The sequence below is a fragment of the Chamaesiphon sp. VAR_48_metabat_403 genome (genome assembly GCF_031422475.1).
Taxonomy (GTDB): domain Bacteria; phylum Cyanobacteriota; class Cyanobacteriia; order Cyanobacteriales; family Chamaesiphonaceae; genus Chamaesiphon.
The window spans coordinates 1-14,833 of record NZ_JANPLS010000275.1; the positions used below are offsets into that span (position 1 = coordinate 1).

Genomic DNA, 14,833 nt, shown 5'->3' on the forward strand with positions numbered 1-14,833 from the left:
CTGATGTCGCTTCAGTAAGCGTGACACTTGATGTGGCAGTTCAGGATGTGTGCCTTTGCGAGTACTCCAGTAGAGAACATCCCCATCGAAATAACTTTTATTGGCTCTAACCTTGATGTGGCGGATAATGGGAGTGTGTGCCCGATCGTTCTAGCTCCAATCTAGCACCTACGCTTGCTAGTAACCGATCGGATAAAGTGGGCGTTAAAATCCAGAGTTTGGGCAGCGTATCATCTTCAGGTTCTGGTTGTTTTTGTTTTTTTGCTTCCTTAACTAGTGTCAAATGCAAATCGAATAACTTAGAGATGCAGCTTTTAATTTGCATCAGCGTTACTGAATTCCGAAACGGTTCGATGACAAGCGATTCACGTACAAACTGAGCCAATAGTCCTAGAGACTCCAGATGGCAATTATCGATTTGTGGTTGAAAATAAATATCGACATATCGCACCTCACTAGAAATTTTGTAAGATGATTGCACTGAGCCATAGGGCGACAATAACGAATCTAAAAAGTTTTTTGCAAAATCATCGTGGGGAAATTGACTTATTAGGTAAGGGCGATCGTGCTAACTAATCAGCTAATTTTAGCATCAACTCGATCGCTGCCATTGCTGTGATGAACCGATCGATCTTTTTGCTTCAATTATCTCGATCGATTTTGGGGTGTCGATCGATCGAAGATAAAAGTCAGGTTTCATTATTACCGATCGCGATCTAGCTCTTACTCTCGCAGGATGTCTATTGTTAAAGATTAGATCGATCTATCTGCATTAAACACCACAGCCAGCCCAAAATAGAATATATTACATTTTCATCTTCCTCCACACCAATGAAAACGATCGTCATCCTACTTACTACCCTCCTGTTCGTGCCTCCAGCCTTGAGCTTAGATCGCACCGATACCCCAGATGGTAGAATCGCCCAAATTACCGATTCCGAACTCCCCAGCCCCCAAGAAGTTCGACAAACTGCTAAAAATATTACCGTCCGCGTCACCTCGGCGAATAATGGCGGCTCTGGTGTCTTAATTGCTAAAAAAGGTAATACCTACCTCGTACTGACTAACGCTCACCTCACTAGGCGAGCTAGCCAGTTCCAAATTCAAGCTCCTGACGGGCAAAAATACATCGCCAAACCTATCGATGGTGGATTCGATCCTAAATACGATCTGGCTCTATTGCAATTTACCAGCCAGCGGAAATACACTCTAGCTGACTTATCGGATGTGAGTTCGCCCCTCGCGCCAGAGCGCACCATTTATAGTGCGGGATTTCCCTTCGATACTAAAGAAATCGGGATTACCAGCGGACAAGTATCGCAACTTTCCGATCTTCCCTTCGATAACGGTACGCAAATCGGTTACACCATTACGAAGGGTAATAAAGGCATCCGTCAGGGGATGAGTGGTGGGGCAATTATCGACGAGCGGGGTAAATTTTTAGGGATAAATACTATCAGTGCGGCACCGATTTTACCTAACTATACTTACAACGATGGGAGTAAACCGCTAGCGAGACTTGCCGCTCAATATCGGACTGTTAATTGGGGGATTCCTGTCTATAATTTCTTGGTGCAAGTCAAGCCAGATATTCTATACGGCTATCAATTTTCGGGCTTGAAGGGAGAAATTCAACGTCAAGTTACGCCGACGGGATATTTAGCCAAGCTGAATAACCAAGCTCGTCAAATGACGGTGAGAATTGAAGCTGGTGGTGAAAATGGTTCGGGGGTAATTATTGCTAAAGAGGGGAATAGTTATTATGTGTTAACTGCCAAACATGTCGTCGAAAATCTGAATACGAAAAAACGCTTGCCCAATCCGAAAATTATTACATATGACCAAGATATTCATAATTTTACCAGTACGGTTGTTGCCACGGGTGCTGACGATCTGGCGGTAATTAAATTTAGTAGTAATAATAACTATCCGCTGGCGCAACTTGCCGAATATAATTCAACTAATGATGAGCTAGTTTTCGTCGGTGGATTTCCAGCTCGTCAGAATATTAATAGTCCACTTTGGCAATGGCAACTTAATTCTGGAGTGGCAACCGATCGCGAACTCGGTCAATTAGCAACTCAAAATAAAGAATCATTTTCTAATGGATACGATTTAGTTTATAGTAGTGTTAGTTATGGGGGCATGAGTGGCGGTCCGGTATTCGATGCGGCGGGTAAAGTTATTGGCATTCACGGACGTGCTGAAATCACAGATAAGATTATTTTAGGTCAAAGTTTGGGGATATCGATTCAAACTTTTAGAGGATTAGCCGATCGATTGCAAGTCAATTCTCGCTTATTATCGATCGCTAAAAATAGTTCTACTTCATTAAATAAAACAGATAGTAAGGCTGTATTTACCGCGATGAAAAATATTGCATCGCCGCAGGAAGGCGATAGCGGCGAACGTTGGCTGGCTTATGGCAATCAACTCTATCGAACTTTTCAATACGATAAATCGGTAGCGGCTTTCGATCGCGCGATTATTAAAGGTTCAGTATTAACCGGGAATTATGGTAAAGCCTTAGCACTATTAAGAGCTGACAAATCGGATTTAGCGGAAGTTGCGATTTCTAAAGCCATCGCCGCAGTTCCAGTTAAAGATCGGGCTAATTATTACTATTTCTGGAAATATCAACACGTAATTCTGAAAAGTTCTAAGCAATACGATCGGGCACTTACCGCAATTAATACCGCGATCGAACTGAAACCAAACGATCTGACATTACAGAATGAAAAAGTAGAAATTTTTAGCGATCGCAAACAGTATTCAGCCGCGATCGCCATTTATGACGATCTGATTCATCGGAACCGAACCGGGGCTTATATTTATCAGAATCGCGGAATTTTAAAATCGCGATCGGGCGATAAACAGGGCGCAATTAGCGACTATAATGAAGCGATTAAACTTAATACTAATTACGCACCAGTCTATAATAGTCGCGGCTTAGTTAAATCTGACTTGGGCGATCTTTCAGGCGCGCTTGCCGATTATACTCAAGCAATTAAAATCGATCCGGGATATATTAAAGCTTATATCAATCGGGGGACTATTAAATCTAATTCAGGGAACAAACAAGCAGCGATTGCGGACTTGAACAAAGCGATTGAGATCGATTCCAAATCTGCTTTAGCTTATTACAATCGAGGGACGATTAAGTTAGATTTAAAAGATACTAAAGGAGCAATGGCCGATCTCGATCGCGCCATTCAATTAAATCCTAAATTCGACCAAGCTTATATCAATCGGGGTAAAGCTAAATCAACTTTAGGCGATAAAGCTGGCGCGATCTCTGACTACGATCTAGCCGTTAAAATTAATCCTAATAATGCGCTAGCTTACTATAATCGGGGCGTAGCTAAAGCAGATCTAAAAGATTTTAAAAATGCTATTAACGATTACAATTTATCGATTAAAATCGCACCCAATGATGCCGACACTTACTTAAAGCGCGGACAGGCACGATCGGCTCTCAAGGATATTACTGGAGAAATTGCCGACTATACCCAAGCCATTAAAATTAACCCTAACTATCCACTTGCATACCTAAATCGGGGGATAGCAAAAGCGAAATTAACCGATCGACAAGGCGCGATTGTCGATCTTAACCAAGCAATTAAACTCAATCCCGATCTGGGATTAGCTTACTTAATTCGGGGTAATATTAAAGATAAACAAGGCGACAAACAAGGGGCGATCGCCGATTTTACCCAAGTAATTAGAATCAATCCTACGCTCGCTCATGGGTACATTATCCGAGGTATTACTAAAGATGAAATTGGCGACAAACAGGGCGCGATCGCCGATTACGATCTAGCCATTCAACTCAATCCTAAAGATGCCAATATTTACGTTCGCAGGGGGGTCGCTAAATACGAACTCAACAATAAAAAAGGGGCAGCCGTCGATTTTAGTACAGCGATAGATCTCGATCCTAAATTAGTCGATGCTTATTCAATGCGGGGTCTGATTAAATATGAGACTGGCAATACCCAAGGCGCAATTACCGATTACGATCGAGCAATTAAAATTAATCCTAATTCTGCTATTGCTTATTCTAATCGCGGCGTAGCTCGATCGGCATTAGGCGACAAAGGTGCGATCGCCGATAATAACCGCGCCATCGAAATTATGCCTAAAAATGCCGAACTGTATTACGATCGCGGCATGACTAAGTTTAATTTAGGCGATAAATCGGGCGCAATTGGCGATTATACCCAAGCCATTCAACTCAATCCTAATTATGCTCAAGCTTACTACGATCGCGGCATCGCTCGATCGGCAATCGGCGATAAACCAGGCGCAATAGACGATCTGAGCAAGTCCGCCGCGCTCTCTCGTCAACAGGGCAAAATGGATAATTATCAACGCGCGATCGGTAAAACTGCCAAGTTAAAAAGTTGAAAATTCACTATTCACACTGCTACTGTCGCTCAGTGCAAGCCATTCACTAAAACTCAAAACCTAAAGCCTAAAATAGCACCGACGGGAACAGAGACAGGGGCAATTTTCCGAATAATTATCTCAACCATTTATTCAGACAGGAATAATGTTTCTTTAGTATTTTCAACTCTTTTTTAATCTTCTCTGCACCAGCATGGATCTTTGCTTGTCTCTGTGGGGAAAATTCTTCCTTAATTTGTCTGTATGTTCTGTGTCGTCCGCTCATAAAAACTCGCCTTTACTTGTTTCTTCTAAATATTCTCTAAACCTATGTAATAAAACCTAAGCCCTATCCTCTAATCCCAGTTGTCGCCATCTCTCGGTGCGGCTGGCGCGTTGGGTGGGTGTGAGCGAGGGGTAGCAGCGGGCACAGCAGATGCCTGGTTCGTAATGGGAGTCAGTAATATCGGCTGGCGAAAGGGGGTTGCCGCAGCCCCAGCAGAGCTTGTGGGTGCCCGGTGCTAATCCGTGGGTAACGGCGACGCGATCGTCGAAGACGAAGCATTCACCCGCCCATTGGCTCTCGGCGGCGGGGATTTCTTCGAGGTATTTAAGAATGCCGCCTTGGAGGTGATAAACGTGCTCGAAGCCCTGTGAGAGCAGGTAGGAGGTGGCTTTCTCACAGCGGATGCCCCCGGTACAGAAAAGGGCGACTTGCTTGTGCTGCTGGGGATTTAAGTGGGTGGCGACGTATGCGGGAAATTCGGTGAAGGAATCGGTATGAGGATCGATCGCGCCTGCGAAGGTGCCGATTTCGACTTCGTATTGGTTGCGGGTATCGACGACTACTACGTCGGGATTGGCGATTAGTTGGTTCCAGTCTTGGGGTTTAACGTAGGTACCGACGAGATTAGTAGGATCGATCGTGGGGATGCCTAAGGTGACAATTTCTTGTTTGAGTCGGACTTTAAGCCTGTCGAAGGGGGGTTTAGTGGCGATCGATTCTTTGTGCTCTAAGTCGGTAAAACCAGGATCGGCTCTCAGATGTGCGAGGATGGCATCGATACTCGATCGAGTGCCACAAATCGTCCCATTAATCCCTTCCGCCGCAAGTAGAATCGTGCCTTTAATGTGGTGATGGTGACACAAATTTAGCAATGGTTGACGACGTTCTCGGTAGTCATCTAGGGTGACAAATTTATAAAAGGCGGCAATAACTTGAGTCATAACTTGTGCTTATTTGTCGCATTATTTATTCTGAAGATTGGGACGATCGGGGATCGGCATTGCCGTAGGAGCGTGACGCTGCAAGGCTTGTAGATTTTGTCGATCGACACTACCAACCGATAAATTAGAGCTATTAATCTATCGATAATGATAATTGTCTCATAGCATACAGTTTCGATCGAAGACATCACCGATTATAGATAACTAGAAGTTTAATAGCAATTTGCGCTACTCCAAACCATGAATATCGTCGTGGATGGTCGCTATCAAATTATCAAACGGCTGGGGAAAGGTGGGTTTGCCCACACTTATCTAGCTAAAAATTTAACTGTACCGGGGACACCGAGTTGTGTAGTCAAGCAACTGCGCCCGAAAGTAGAGCATCCTCGGATGTTGCAGTTATTTAAGTTGGAAGCGGCAATTCTGGCTCGATTCAAGCACGCTCAAATCCCCAAGCAGGTAGAGTGCTTCGAGCATCAGGGCGATTTTTTCTTGGTTCAAGATTTTGTCGCAGGCGACGATTTAAGTCGGGAATTTACGATCGGGCATCAGTGGAGCGAGGCGAAGGTAATTAGGTTTTTGCGGGAGATGCTCAAGGTATTGAGTTACGTGCATCACAAGCAAGTAGTTCACGGCGATATTAAGCCAGCCAACATCATCCGCCGTTGGGACACCGGGCAATTATGTTCGATCGATTTTGGGGCGGCGCGAGACTTGAGTGATGAATCGATCGCACAGAATACAGTGGTGGGAACTCCTGGCTACCACGCACCCGAACAAGCACAAGGAGTAGCAACTTTTAGCAGCGATATTTACTCGCTGGGCATGACGGCGATTCAATTTATCACCGGACAGTATCCACTCCACTTACCCAAGGATGAATCGAAAGAGGTAGTGTGGCGGAACTTGACAAGTATTAGCGATCGATTGGCAGCGATTTTGGAGCGGATGACGCGGGTTGACGATCGTCAGCGATATAGCTGCACGGCTGCGGTATTAGCCGATCTAGAGACTTTAGAAATCGAAGTTGACGATAGTTCGACAGTGCAGTTATTAGATCGTGCCAGCGATCGGCAACTGACTAGTAAAATCATGGCGGTAGCGATGTTAATCGGCTTGGGTTTAATTAGTACCGCAGCGATTGTCAACCGGGTTCAATTCGATCGAGTCCCCGTCGAGAGTGGTGCGATCGTCGAGTCTTGACTCGCAGCTTGCGATCTAAACGGTAGATCGGGTAGAAACTAGCTTCGTTCGAGGTTGGTTTACCCCCCCAACCCCCCCTTGTAAAGCTACGGTGTATACACAAGTCGGCTGGACTTCGTTTTGAGATATAAATCCCCCAACCCCATTGGAAAGGGGGCTTTAAAGTCTTCCTTTCCAATGGGGTTGGGGGGTAGCCCTATGATAACTATCGCTTAGAAACGTAAGCCAGCACCGAGCGTTATGGTAGTAACATTACCAGCATTGTTATTTAAAGGAATCGCGATCGAACTTAGTAGCGCGAAACTTTCGCTGACATTAAAATCGGCACCAACTTGAGCGAAACCAGTAGTGGTAGTATTGGAGTTACCTGTTTGGAAACCCAGACCCAAACCGACAAATGGGGTAATTGGGAGCGATGCTTGGCGGAGATCCCAATCGTAAGTAATACTGGTACCAAATTGCGTTCCACCAGTGGGGAATGTAACGAACGGACGTAGGGAAATGTTATCTGCAATACCAAGTTTACTGTCGATCCCAAATACACTCGAACCACCGCCAAAAGTCACGGTAGGTGCGATGTAGTTATTGCCGATCCCACCAGCTACAGCCGCTTGAGGAGCTTGGGTAATTGCTGTCGCAATCAAGGTAGCCAGGATAGCGGGGATAAGTAAAAGCTTTTTCATGTGAGATAATTATCGTTGCGAGTATAAAATTAGACGACTCGCAATTGGAAGAAGTTCCATTCAGATAGCTTTTATCTAAACTTTTGCGATCTCAACATCATGACTCCCAACCTGACTCCAGAAGTCCGCCAGATTATCGAACGCGTGCTCCAGCTTGAAAAAGACAGGCTCGATCGCAAAAAGAATTCGCCGATTAATGATGATATCCTCAAGATCGTTAAAGAGGCGATCTCATGAAACTGACTGCGCTGCGGCTGTGTAACTTTCGCCAATTTTACGGTGAGACACCAGAAATTCAACTGGCGACAGATAACGATCGCAATACGACGATTATTCATGGCAATAATGGATCGGGTAAAACTACCATCCTCAATGCGTTTACTTGGGTACTCTACGAGAAATTTACAGCCGCTTTTGCCGAATCGGAACGCTTGGTAAACAACCGCGCCATTGCGGAGGCGGAAATCGGTACCGCTATCGATACGTGGGCAGAAGTCGCCTGGGAACACGATGGCAAACGCTACCGCGCCAAACGGATGTGTCGCGCTTACAAGCAGCAAGCTGGGGTGAATATCGTCAATAACGAATTACTCTATTTATATGTCGGCGATGCCGATGGGAAATGGCTCCATCCCCAACAGCCGCCGGATGAAATTATCGGGAGAATTCTCCCCGCCAGTCTCCATCAATATTTCTTCTTCGATGGCGAGCGGATCGAGCAAATCGTCCGTCAGTATAAACGACTCGAAATCGCTGAAGCTACCAAAATATTGCTTGGCGTGGAAGTTTTAAATCGATCGATCCGACATTTGGGTGAAGCCAAAAAGACGCTTGAAACCGAACTGGCTCAAATTGGCGATACCACTACCAAAGATTTACTCAAATCGCAGCAACAATGTCAACAAGAAATCGATCGGCTAGAGGAACGCCAAGTCGAAATAGTGAGAGAAATTGACAATTTTCAGCAAATCGATCGCGAGATCGATCGTTATTTACTCGAACTCACCGCCGCTAAAGCTACCCAATTACAACGACAGGAATTAGAACGCACCAAAGCCACCCATCAGACTCAGCTCGCTCAGGCACAAACAGCGATTAAGCAATTAGTCTCCACTCAAGCATATACTGTTTTGCTAGCAGACTTAACCACAGATTTTCAGACGATCGTCGGCAATTTACGCGATCGTGGGGAGCTAAATCAAGGCATCTCGCGGGAATTTCTCAGCCAACTAATTCACCAACAAAACTGTCTGTGCGGCACGAAATTAGCCCCAAATACTCCCGCCTACATTCAGATTCAAGCTTGGCTCTCACGCGCCAGTATTGCCGTAATTGAGGAGACAGCCATGCGCTTGATTACGCAGGTCGAAGCTTTGGAAACTAAACGTGGTGAATTTTGGCAAGCGATCGATCTTCAGCAGCAAATTGTCAGTACTGCGAGAGCCGAAATCGGTCAGTTAGAGATCGGGATCGATAAGCTCGAAACCCAACTCCGTCAAGATACGAATGTGGAAATTAGCAATCTGCAAAAACGCCTCGATGAGATTGAAATTAAAGTCCGCGATCTTACCCTCTCCCAAGGACAGAATCGCCAACAAATAGTTCACATCGAAGGTCAAATTCAATCCTTAGCTAAACAAATATCCAAACAACAAATCAACCAAGATCGCCAAGGTTTAGCCAGCCGGAGAATTCAAGCCACTAGGATGGCAATTGAAGAATTGAGCGCGATGCGCGATCGTCAGGAACTGCAATTTAGGATCGAACTCGAGCAGCGCGTCCAAAGAATTTTCCAGACGATTTCGGTGACTCCCTATTTACCTAGAATTACCGAAAAATACGAACTAATTTTAGTAGAAACTACTAGAGGTATCGAAACAACAGTCGCTGCTTCGACAGGTGAAAATCAGATCCTCAGTCTCTCATTTATCGGCGGAATTATCGATCGCGTCCGAGATTGGAGCGAGCAAAAATTACTCGCCGTTCCTGCCAGCAATACCTTCCCAATCGTGATGGATTCGCCATTTGGCAGCCTCGATCGCCTGTCACGTCGTCAAATTGCGCGCATTTTACCGCAACTAGCCAATCAACTGCTCGTCCTAGTTACCAAAACTCAATGGCGCGATGAAGTTGAAACCGAAATGCAACCAAAAATTGGCAAACAATATCTACTAACTTATTATACTTCTAGAGCTGATGTACCAGAAGATTATTTAGAAATTAGCGGACGGAGATATCCGCTAATTTTGCATAGTCCTAATGACTTTGATTATACCGAAATTATCGAGATTACCTAAAACCAAATGGATCGTCAAAAATTACTAGATTTATTAGCAGCCGATCGATCTTTAGACTTAGATTTTAATATTCATGTTTTCGATACGCTGCCATCAACTAATGAAAAGCTATCTCAATTAATTGCCGAGGCGAATGTGTCTCCCGGCACAATTATTATTGCCGATCGTCAAACAGCCGGACGCGGACAACGGGGGCGAACGTGGGAATCAGAGCCAGGTGGATTGTATTTATCGATCGCGATCGCCCCCGATTTATCCGCAACAAATGTGCATCAATTAACGATGGGAATTGCGTGGGGAATTGCCGATCGATTGAGACAACAAGGACTGCCGATCGGCATTAAATGGCCTAACGATCTGATGTTAGCAAACCGAAAACTCGGCGGCATCTTAACGCAAACCCGAATCGCTGACGGTAAAATTCAAATGGCGATCGTCGGAGTCGGAATTAATTACATGAATCCAGTTGCAGGTAAAGCAATAAATTTAGCACCCAGTAATGATTATCAGCCAAATTACCGAAATTTTTCCATGGAGATGTTAACAAGCTGTACCATTAGGGGAATCATAAGTGGGTACAAACGGTGCACTCCAACAACGATCGACCGTCTATTATCGGACTATCTGGAACTACTCAATGCTCGTGGTCGCTCAGTGCTTGTGAATGGTAAGTTAGGAACTGTTTCGGGAATCTCACCGCAAGGAGAGTCGATCGTCAGTTTTATAACCGAAACAGAGGTAACACAGGTTTATCTCGCCCCCGGTACATTCACCTTGGGCTACGAGGATTAGTTACTTTGGACAACGCAAAATAAATTGGTTTTGCGGTGCTAAAGCGGATGAATAGTTCTGAATTGGACTGCGTTAAATTTATAATAATTATGAGCAGCAAGGCAGAAAAAACATCACATCATTCATATCAGCAATCTCGGTCGCATATCTTCTTCCGAAACCCTTTGCTATTGAAGATCGTCGCTTGGCTGGGCAGCCTCAGCTTCATTGGTAGCACGGGTGTCGTCTGGGCAGATCTCAAACCCATCTCGACCAACCGATCTCCAGTGCAGGCAACAACGCCAGCCCCAGCATTAGCATCGGCAGACAATATTGCCAAGTCCAAACAGCAAGAGATCTACGGCCCTTATTTACCGATCTCTACCGCACCAGCACCAACCCAAATCGCGCCCAATCGACTGCCAAATCGGGAAGTCCCGATCGCCGTCACACCCGGATCGGCAGCTATTTCTCCCTCTGGCACGATCGTTCGCCCGCAGCATACAGACTTACTGACCGCAGATAACTACACCGTGGGTGTAAACGGCTCTGGTAGCACCAGAACCGCCACCGAACCATTCATCGATATTCCCGTACCAGCCCCACTGCGGAACACGATTCCCGCTCGGATTAGCGAAACCATCTCGATGACTAGCAGCCAGGTCCGCCCTACCTATATCAAACCACAGCCGCTAGTCGTTGGCGTAGCCTCTCTGAAAGAGAATCGATCCACACCGACCACTGGCATTCAAACTCCCACGATCTCGCCACAATCCGCCACTAGTTATCGGACTGTCGTACCGACTGTCACCAAACTGCCAACTACAGTCGCCATCTCACCTCGGAACGGTCTATCTGCGGCTAACAGCCAGCCCGCAGCCCCGACCGCCACCAGAACCAGTACGATCGCAGCTACAGCAACAAGTCCAGCTCAGTCACCATATTCAGTGCAGATTGCCATCCCCACGCCACGCACTCAACGCATCGAAGTCCAACCCGTGGCTCAATTACCCAAAGTGAATAGTAACAGACAGGTACCCAGAGTAACTGCTATTCCTAGCGTGCGTCCAGCCGCAGCCGGATTGCCACCAACTGCGGTTGCTTTTGTCAATCCTGGCGAGAACGAGAATGGGATGCAACTAATTTACCCACTCAGCAGCCCCGCACCGCAAACATCCAGCTATGGCTGGCGGACGCACCCAATTACGGGTAGTCGTCGGTTCCATTCGGGCGTAGATATCGGTGCGCCGATGGGCGCGCCCATCGTGGCGGCTGGATCGGGGACGATTGTGACTGCGGGTTGGTATGGCGGTTATGGCAAAGCGATCGTCATTCAACACAACGGCGTTCAACAGACGCTCTACGGTCACCTTTCAGAGATTTTTGTCCAACCAGGTCAAAGAATCGAACAAGGCACGGTCATCGGTCGCGTCGGTAGCACTGGCAACTCGACAGGCCCTCACTTGCACTTTGAATCGCGAGTAGCTACTGCCGATGGTTGGATTGCCATCGATCCCGGCGAAGAGATGAAGTATGCTTTAGACAATCTCCGCAGATCGATGCCATTTGCTCAACGAGATTTACCAAATATCGAGCTGCCACAGTAATTTTTGTACCAGCAAAACTGACGGTCTTGAATATCCTGGTGGCGATCGTTACCAGGATATTTTGTCGATCGGTTAATATCGACTGGATGGAGGGGTATATTAATTAATATTGATGTCGATGGTAATCTCAACTCGACGATCGCCAATTCGATCGATAGCTACCATATAACCTGTCTAAAAGTTAGCTTCGCCGTTCGTAGATCGCTGTTTAATTAAATTTACTTCTAGTAGGAAATCAGGTGGCATGTTACTCAAGTCACAAGACGTTAGTTATTGTCAACTTGTACGTCAGTTCGGAAATACATCAGAAATTGTCAGCGGCGTAAATTATCAAGGTAATTTATTCGTGCGCGGTAATTCTTATCCCCAGCAACAACGTCAAATTGCCATTACAGAAATGCGCCGCAGCTACCTCGATCCCGAACCAGCGGTAGCATGTCTGCTCGTAGAAGATGGCGATATTGTCACCATTTGGTATGAGGATCGGTATATTACCAAAATAGTCGAAAATGCTAGCGATATCGTTCAGCATTACAATCTCGCTCAATTAGTCGAAGCCATGCGATCTCCACAAGGAGTCAAAATTGAGAATCGAGCGCAGAGCTTCCGACTCCCTTATTTGCGCTGTTTTATTGGGCGGGAAGCGGTAGATTGGATGTGTGCGAATCTATCGATCGAGCGCGCTGATGCTGTTGCGCTCGGACAACGATTGAGTAATGAAAATTGGCTCAGAAATTTATCCGATCGACAGCCATTTGAAGATGGCGAGCTGTTTTATCAGTTTTGTATGGATCTGTAGGGGATCGGAGCGGAGAGCGGGGGCGAAAATTAGACTTTAGACTCTAGAGATCGGGACGCTTGCGTCCTTTCTCCCCGCTCCCCGCTCCTCAAAGATTATCCTTGCCAATTTGCCCAGTCTTGAGGTTTGAGGAAAACGTCGTAGAGTTGGGCTTCGGGTGAGTTTGGTTCGGGTTGATAGCCGTATTCCCAGCGGACGAGTGGGGGGAGCGACATTAGGATCGATTCGGTGCGTCCATTGGTCTGCAATCCGAAGATCGTGCCGCGATCGTAGACTAGATTAAACTCCACATAACGTCCGCGCCGATAGAGTTGAAAATTGCGCTCTCGATCGCCATACTCGGTATTGCGGCGACGTTCGACGATCGGAAGATATGCAGGTAAAAAGCTATGCGCGCAGTCTTGCGAGATGGCAAATAATTCTTCCCAAGTTCGCGGTGCAGGAACTCCAAGAGCATCGCTATGCTGCGCCGCAGGGCCTGTCGGGTCGGGGCCGCGATATAATGCGCCTTGTCCGTCTTGATAGTCAAAGAAGATGCCACCTACGCCGCGCGTTTCATTGCGGTGCTTGAGATAAAAATATTCATCGCACCATAACTTAAAAGTCGGATATAAATCGGGACTGTGTTTGTCGCAAGCTCCCTTGAGCGTATTGTGCAGATGACTGGCATCTTCAGCAAATGGATAGTAAGGAGTTAGATCTAAACCACCGCCAAACCACCACACGGGGCCAGCTTCAAAGTAACGATAATTGAGATGAACCGTCGGAATATAAGGATTGCGGGGGTGCAATACCATCGATGTACCCGTTGCAAACCACCGATGTCCAGCCGCATCGGGACGCTGACTTAAAATCGAAGGTGGTAAATGGTCGCCCCAAACCTCCGAAAAGTTTACCCCACCTTGCTCGAACACATTACCTTCTTTCATTACCCGCGATCGACCGCCACCGCCTTCAGGACGATCCCAGCTTTCTTCTTGAAATTCACCCCCGCCATCAGCGGCTGCCAATCCTTGACAGACACTATCTTGGAATTCCCGCATGAACTGAGTCATCCGACTTTTGGCATCGGTAGGCGGCAAAAATTTAGTTTCGGTGGAAAAAGCTGTCATATCCAGAAGGTAAATAGGGCTAAATCAAAAATATTTGTAAAAGCAGCCGTTTGGCGACTATCTAGCAAAGTAGCATATCCAGGCGATCGACAGCCGATCGTTGTTACGGGAAATATACAAATTAGGCTTGAGATTTTAATTCGTTTTAGAGTTTCAACACGTTGTGATTGCTGATGATATACCGATGCTAAAGACTGAGTTTCCCGATTGACTCCATCGAGAGATATAGCTTCATTGGTACTCTGGGGAAATCTTTGAAGCCGTGCTTGCGATAAAACCTTACAGCACTATCGTTTAAAGCATCCACCACCAGCGCGGTTGATGCTACTTTTTTGGATGCTTCTAGTGTTTTAAACATGGCATCCAATAACAGTAACCCGCCGTAACCCTTCCCATGACGACTAGCATCGACCGCCAATCGAGCTAATAGAGTAGCTGGTAGTAATGGATATCGTGGAAAGCCTTTGGCGAGGGGTTCGTTTAGGTCTGCTATCTCGATCGCGTAAGACGATAAACAGTAATATCCTAATACCTTCCTCTCTGGTGGCTCAGTCAGTACAAACGGGGTTGATATAGCCTTCTTCAATTCCTGCGACGCTCTGACAAAACAGCCTATATTTTGAAGTTAATAGACACAAAAACTGGCTGTTAGGATTAATTTGTTTCCTAACAGCCTTGCCAACAACACGTTACAACCCGAAGCCCTCAATGAGGCTTGAACTCATGACCTCTTCATTACCAATGAAGT

At 46.2% G+C, this 14,833-nt stretch carries 12 protein-coding genes; 7 read left to right on the forward strand and 5 right to left on the reverse strand.

What is annotated here, in order from left to right; translation table 11 throughout:
• Positions 1–106: 106 nt before the first annotated feature.
• Positions 107–481 (reverse strand): hypothetical protein, encoded by a 375-nt coding sequence (locus RMO79_RS12620; RefSeq protein WP_310483516.1) that lies wholly within the window; start codon positions 479–481, stop codon positions 107–109.
• 350 nt (positions 482–831) lie between these two features.
• Here RMO79_RS12620 and RMO79_RS12625 point away from each other — a divergent pair, with 350 nt between their 5' ends.
• Entirely contained in the window at positions 832–4,407 is a 3,576-nt protein-coding gene (locus tag RMO79_RS12625) for a tetratricopeptide repeat protein (protein WP_310483517.1), read from the forward strand.
• 321 nt (positions 4,408–4,728) lie between these two features.
• Here RMO79_RS12625 and RMO79_RS12630 read toward each other — a convergent pair whose 3' ends face one another.
• Positions 4,729–5,613, reverse strand: a complete 885-nt coding sequence (locus tag RMO79_RS12630) for a rhodanese-related sulfurtransferase (protein WP_310483518.1) — start codon at positions 5,611–5,613, stop codon at positions 4,729–4,731.
• Between the two features lie 240 nt (positions 5,614–5,853).
• Between RMO79_RS12630 and RMO79_RS12635 the strand changes: the two genes are divergently transcribed.
• On the forward strand, positions 5,854–6,816 hold the full coding sequence (locus RMO79_RS12635) for a serine/threonine-protein kinase (protein WP_310483519.1): 963 nt from the start codon (positions 5,854–5,856) through the stop codon (positions 6,814–6,816).
• A gap of 212 nt (positions 6,817–7,028) precedes the next feature.
• On the opposite strand, the gene RMO79_RS12640 is transcribed toward RMO79_RS12635, so the two are convergent.
• Positions 7,029–7,499, reverse strand: a complete 471-nt coding sequence (locus tag RMO79_RS12640) for a hypothetical protein (RefSeq protein WP_310483520.1) — start codon at positions 7,497–7,499, stop codon at positions 7,029–7,031.
• A gap of 99 nt (positions 7,500–7,598) precedes the next feature.
• Between RMO79_RS12640 and RMO79_RS12645 the strand changes: the two genes are divergently transcribed.
• The 5 genes from RMO79_RS12645 (at position 7,599) to RMO79_RS12665 (ending at position 12,973) form a co-directional block, all read left to right on the forward strand.
• Complete coding sequence (locus RMO79_RS12645; protein WP_310483521.1) at positions 7,599–7,736, forward strand: hypothetical protein; 138 nt, start codon at positions 7,599–7,601, stop codon at positions 7,734–7,736.
• On the forward strand, positions 7,733–9,796 hold the full coding sequence (locus RMO79_RS12650) for an AAA family ATPase (RefSeq protein ID WP_310483522.1): 2,064 nt from the start codon (positions 7,733–7,735) through the stop codon (positions 9,794–9,796). Before RMO79_RS12645 ends, RMO79_RS12650 begins: the two co-directional genes overlap by 4 nt.
• 6 nt (positions 9,797–9,802) lie before the next feature.
• On the forward strand, positions 9,803–10,588 hold the full coding sequence (locus RMO79_RS12655; protein WP_310483523.1) for a biotin--[acetyl-CoA-carboxylase] ligase: 786 nt from the start codon (positions 9,803–9,805) through the stop codon (positions 10,586–10,588).
• 89 nt (positions 10,589–10,677) lie between these two features.
• Positions 10,678–12,174 (forward strand): peptidoglycan DD-metalloendopeptidase family protein, encoded by a 1,497-nt coding sequence (locus RMO79_RS12660; protein ID WP_310483524.1) that lies wholly within the window; start codon positions 10,678–10,680, stop codon positions 12,172–12,174.
• A 244-nt stretch (positions 12,175–12,418) separates the two neighbouring features.
• Positions 12,419–12,973, forward strand: coding sequence for a DEP domain-containing protein (locus RMO79_RS12665; RefSeq protein ID WP_310483525.1), 555 nt, complete (start codon positions 12,419–12,421; stop codon positions 12,971–12,973).
• Positions 12,974–13,068: 95 nt separating this feature from the next.
• Here RMO79_RS12665 and hemF read toward each other — a convergent pair whose 3' ends face one another.
• Together hemF and RMO79_RS12675 are read right to left on the reverse strand one after the other, a co-directional pair.
• Positions 13,069–14,085, reverse strand: coding sequence for an oxygen-dependent coproporphyrinogen oxidase (gene hemF / locus RMO79_RS12670; RefSeq protein ID WP_310483526.1), 1,017 nt, complete (start codon positions 14,083–14,085; stop codon positions 13,069–13,071).
• 187 nt (positions 14,086–14,272) lie between these two features.
• Complete coding sequence (locus RMO79_RS12675; protein ID WP_310483527.1) at positions 14,273–14,671, reverse strand: GNAT family N-acetyltransferase; 399 nt, start codon at positions 14,669–14,671, stop codon at positions 14,273–14,275.
• Between the last annotated feature and the right edge of the window lie 162 nt (positions 14,672–14,833).

What these genes read in the sequence shown, in the direction of transcription:
- RMO79_RS12625 (WP_310483517.1), top strand. Translation starts at nt 832, where the DNA reads ATGAAAACGATCGTCATCCTACTTACTACCCTCCTGTTCGTGCCTCCA.
- RMO79_RS12630 (WP_310483518.1), bottom strand. Translation starts at nt 5,613, where the DNA reads ATGACTCAAGTTATTGCCGCCTTTTATAAATTTGTCACCCTAGATGAC.
- RMO79_RS12635 (WP_310483519.1), top strand. Translation starts at nt 5,854, where the DNA reads ATGAATATCGTCGTGGATGGTCGCTATCAAATTATCAAACGGCTGGGG.
- RMO79_RS12640 (WP_310483520.1), bottom strand. Translation starts at nt 7,499, where the DNA reads ATGAAAAAGCTTTTACTTATCCCCGCTATCCTGGCTACCTTGATTGCG.
- RMO79_RS12645 (WP_310483521.1), top strand. Translation starts at nt 7,599, where the DNA reads ATGACTCCCAACCTGACTCCAGAAGTCCGCCAGATTATCGAACGCGTG.
- RMO79_RS12650 (WP_310483522.1), top strand. Translation starts at nt 7,733, where the DNA reads ATGAAACTGACTGCGCTGCGGCTGTGTAACTTTCGCCAATTTTACGGT.
- RMO79_RS12655 (WP_310483523.1), top strand. Translation starts at nt 9,803, where the DNA reads ATGGATCGTCAAAAATTACTAGATTTATTAGCAGCCGATCGATCTTTA.
- RMO79_RS12660 (WP_310483524.1), top strand. Translation starts at nt 10,678, where the DNA reads ATGAGCAGCAAGGCAGAAAAAACATCACATCATTCATATCAGCAATCT.
- RMO79_RS12665 (WP_310483525.1), top strand. Translation starts at nt 12,419, where the DNA reads ATGTTACTCAAGTCACAAGACGTTAGTTATTGTCAACTTGTACGTCAG.
- hemF (WP_310483526.1), bottom strand. Translation starts at nt 14,085, where the DNA reads ATGACAGCTTTTTCCACCGAAACTAAATTTTTGCCGCCTACCGATGCC.